Origin of the sequence: Arthrobacter sp. 2YAF22_2, assembly GCF_052114645.1 — a bacterium.
Lineage (GTDB): Bacteria > Actinomycetota > Actinomycetes > Actinomycetales > Micrococcaceae > Arthrobacter.
The window spans coordinates 1-4,120 of sequence record NZ_JBFRFD010000334.1 but is presented as its reverse complement, the minus strand read 5'-3'; the positions used below and the strand labels follow the sequence as shown (position 1 = coordinate 4,120).

General features: G+C 63.9%; 3 protein-coding genes. All 3 read left to right on the top strand.

Annotation, left to right across the window (positions count from 1 at the left end):
- Positions 1-1,049: tRNA 2-thiouridine(34) synthase MnmA (gene mnmA, locus AB4Y86_RS13440; RefSeq protein ID WP_441402716.1), on the top strand; the 1,049-nt coding region annotated here is incomplete at its 5' end.
- Positions 1,050-1,734: 685 nt separating this feature from the next.
- Positions 1,735-3,363: an ABC transporter substrate-binding protein gene (locus tag AB4Y86_RS13435; protein WP_441402715.1), complete on the top strand. Its 1,629-nt coding sequence runs from the start codon at positions 1,735-1,737 to the stop codon at positions 3,361-3,363.
- A gap of 133 nt (positions 3,364-3,496) precedes the next feature.
- Positions 3,497-4,120, top strand: a 624-nt coding sequence (locus tag AB4Y86_RS13430) for an ABC transporter permease (protein ID WP_441402714.1), incomplete at its 3' end; no start/stop codon positions are given.

Below are 4,120 nucleotides of genomic sequence, written 5' to 3'. Positions count from 1 at the left end.
AGGCCGGCCACGACGTCGTCGGGGTCCACCTCGCGCTCTCCCGCATGCCCGGAACGCTGCGCACCGGCAGCCGCGGCTGCTGCACCATCGAGGACTCGCGCGACGCCTGGCGGGCCTGCGATGTGCTCGGCATTCCGTACTATGTATGGGATTTCTCTGAGCGTTTCAAGGAAGACGTCGTTCAGGACTTCATCGACGAATATGCCGCCGGCCGCACGCCCAACCCGTGCATGCGCTGCAACGAGCGGATCAAGTTTGCCGCCCTGCTGGAAAAGGCGATTGCGCTGGGTTTCGACGCTGTCTGCACCGGCCACTACGCCAAGGTGATCACCGACGCCGAGGGCAACCCCGAGCTGCACCGCGCCGCGGACTGGGCCAAGGACCAGAGCTACGTACTGGGCGTCCTCACCCATGAACAGCTCCGACACTCGATGTTCCCGCTAGCGGAGACGCCGTCCAAGGCTGAGGTGCGGGCCGAGGCAGAACGCCGCGGGTTGTCTGTGGCCAACAAGCCGGACAGCCACGACATCTGCTTCATCCCGGACGGCGACACCGCCGGCTGGCTTGCCGAAAAGATCGAGATGACCACCGGCGACATCGTGGACGAGTCCGGCGCCAAGGTCGGCGAGCACCCCGGCGCCAACGCCTTCACCGTCGGCCAGCGCCGCGGCCTGAAGCTGGGCACGCCGGCCGCCGACGGCAAACCGCGCTTTGTACTGGAGATCCGGCCCAAGGAAAACAAAGTGGTGGTGGGCCCGGAGGCGCTGCTGGCCATCGACGAGATTCGCGGCATCAAGGTCTCCTGGGCCGGGCTGCCAATCGCCGAGGTTGCCACCAGCGAGGAGTTCGACTGCTACGCCCAGGTCCGCGCCCACGGGGACCCGGTGCCGGCCACCGCCCGGATGGAGCGCGGGGACCTTGTCGTCACCCTGACCGAGCCGCTGCGCGGTGTGGCCCCCGGCCAGACCGTGGTGCTGTACCAGGGCAGCCGGGTCCTGGGCCAGGCCACCATCGACGCCGCGCGGTCGCTGCAGCGCGCCRCCCTCTAGCTTTTCTGGGCCGACTCCACGGACCGTGGGACATGCCCGCCCGCGAGCGCCCCCGACCGGGGCACATGCTCATTCTTCGCAGCCAGGGACGAGCAGCGCAGGATTGTGTCCATTGCCGGGAGGGCAGGAGCGCTTGTCCATTCGCCAACCAGGCCGCGGGACATGCTCACCCGCAGGCCCCAAGTCCGCAGCGCATGCTCATCCTTCGCGGCCAGGGATGCGCAGAGTGGGGTTGTGTCCGTTCCCCGGCCCGTACTGGGGGCATGTCCATTCGTCAACCAGGCCGCGGGGCATGCTCACCGGCTGGCCCCGAGGCCGTGGCGCATGCTCACCCGTAGGCCCCGAGTCCGCAACGCATGCTCATCCTTCGCGGCCAGGGATGCGCAGAGTGGGGTTATGTCCATTCCTGGCCGTGTGCGGAGGGCATGTCCGGTGGTGCCTGGCGTAGACCGCGCCCATCACAGAAGAATCAGGTCCGCGCTTCCGGGTGCCGGAAATAGTGCCGAAATCCTGCAGAAAACGATGAGTTTCGTGCGATAGTGTAAATTTTGTGTCTCAACTCACAAGAGAAGGCGATTCATCGAGTGGTCTTCTGGTTGAATCTAGGAATCACGACGGCGTGCTGCCTACCGAGTCAAGCTAGTTCGGGCCGCGCACCAGTACTCATCGAACAGAAAGTTCACAGATGGCAATGAACAAAAAGGCCTTCCAGAGCGTCATCGCGCTCGCCGGGGTTTCCGCCTTTGCACTGACGGCCTGCACGGGCCCGTCTGGCGGCGGCGGTGGCTCATCAGCTGCAGCCAGCGGCCCCATCGCCTACGGCACCACGGACAAGGTCACCGCGCTGGATCCAGCCGGATCTTACGACAACGGTTCGTTCATGGTGATGAACCAGGTCTACTCCTTCCTGCTCAACTCCAAGCCCGGCAGCGCCGATCCCGTTCCGGACCTGGCCGAGTCGGCATCCTTCACAAAGCCGACCGAGTTCACCGTCAAGCTCAAGTCCGGTCTGAAGTGGGCCAACGGGCACACCCTGGACTCCAAGGACGTCAAGTTCTCCTTTGACCGGCAGATGAAGATCAACGACCCCGCAGGCCCCGCGAGCCTGCTGGGGAACATCGACAGCATCACGGCCCCCGACGCCACCACCGTTGTCTTCAAGTTGAAGCTGGCCAACGACCAGACCTTCGCGCAGATCCTCAGCAGCCCTGCCGCGCCGATCGTGGACGACGAAGTCTTCCCGGCCGACAAGCTGCTCGACGACGACTCGATCGTCAAGGCCAAGGCCTTCTACGGCCAGTACACGATTGACACGTACAAAAAGAACGAGCTGATCAGCTTCAAGGCCTTCCCCGATTACAAGGGCGTGCTGGGCAAGCCGGCCAACGATGCGGCGACGATCAAGTACTACGCCGATCCCACGAACATGAAGCTGGACATCCAGCAGGGCAACATCGACGTGGCCAACCGTAGCCTGAGCGCCACCGACATTGATGACCTGAAGAAGGATTCCAAGGTCAAGGTCAACGTCGGTCCCGGCGGCGAAATCCGCTACATGACGTTCAACTTCAACACGATGCCGTTCGGCGCCAAGACCGCGGATGCGGATCCGGCCAAGGCGCTCGCAGTCCGTCAGGCCGTCGCCAACCTCGTCGACCGCCAGGCGATCGCCGACCAGGTCTACAAGGGCACCTACCTGCCCCTGTACTCCAACGTCCCCAGCGGCTTCCTCGGCGCCAACACCTCCTTCAAGGACGCCTACGGCGACGCCGGCAAGCCGAGCCTGGACAAGGCCAAGAAGGTCCTGACCGACGCCGGCGTGACCAGCCCGGTCACGCTGAACCTGCAGTACAACCCGGACCACTACGGCAAGTCCTCCGGCGATGAATACGCCATGATCAAGGACCAGTTGGAGAAGTCCGGCCTGTTCAAGGTCAACCTGCAATCCACCGAATGGGTCACCTACAGCAAGGCCAGCCGCGCTGACGAGTACCCCGTGTTCCAGTTCGGTTGGTTCCCGGACTTCAGCGACGCCGACAACTACCTCACCCCGTTCTTCCCCGACGGCGGCTTCCTGAAGAACCACTACAACAACCCCACCGTCACCGATCTGATTAACAAGCAGCTCACCACGGTGGACAAGAGCGCACGCGAGACGGCCATCAAGGACACGCAGAATGCCCTGGCCAAGGACATCTCCACCCTTCCGCTGCTCCAGGGCGCGCAGGTTGCCATCTCCGGCAACGGCGTCAAGGGTGTCGATTCCACCCTCGACGCTTCCTTCAAGTTCCGTTTGGGAACTGTTTCCAAGTAACACTGCATCCCTGCGGTTCTGACCAGCCTAGGAGGCGGGGCGCCCCCCACGGCGCCCCGCCTTTCCTGGTCATTGCAGCACCTGCAGCTCACGGGGCCGGCCCAAAGCCGCGAAAGCACAAGTTTAGGTACCAATGACAACACTGATAGAGGCGCCGCCAAGCGACGCCGACGGGCTCCTTCCGTCCAAGAAAAAATCCTCTGGCGGGGGGCTGGGGACCTATATCCTCGTCCGGTTCTTGCTGATCCTTCCGACCATGTTCATCCTGGTGACCTTGGTCTTCTTCCTGATGCGGGTCATCGGCGATCCCATCACCGCGGCCCAGGGCGGCAGGCTTCCCCCTGATGTCCTGGCGCAAAGAATTCACGACGCCGGGTATGACCGGCCAATTTTTGTGCAGTACTTCGAATACATGGGCCAGGTGGCGACAGGCAACTTCGGCACGACGATCACCGACCGCCGACCCGTGGTTGAAATGCTGGCAACGTTCGGCACGGCAACCCTGGAGCTGGCCATCAACGCCGTCATCGTGGCGCTGCTCGTCGGCATCCCGCTGGGCATGGTCGCTGCCCACCGGCGCGACAAGGCACCCGATGCCGTCCTACGCTTTTTCGCGATCCTCTGCTACGCCACACCCGTGTTCTTCGCGGGACTGCTGCTGAAGCTGACTTTCTCGGTGTGGCTTGGCTGGCTGCCTGTCGCAGGACGGGCCTCCACACGGACCGAACTTGCCATGGGGAGCCTGTCCGCACCGACC

Bases quoted from the DNA above. Each gene is read 5' to 3' on its own strand.
- AB4Y86_RS13435 (WP_441402715.1), top strand. From the start codon at position 1,735: ATGGCAATGAACAAAAAGGCCTTCCAGAGCGTCATCGCGCTCGCCGGG.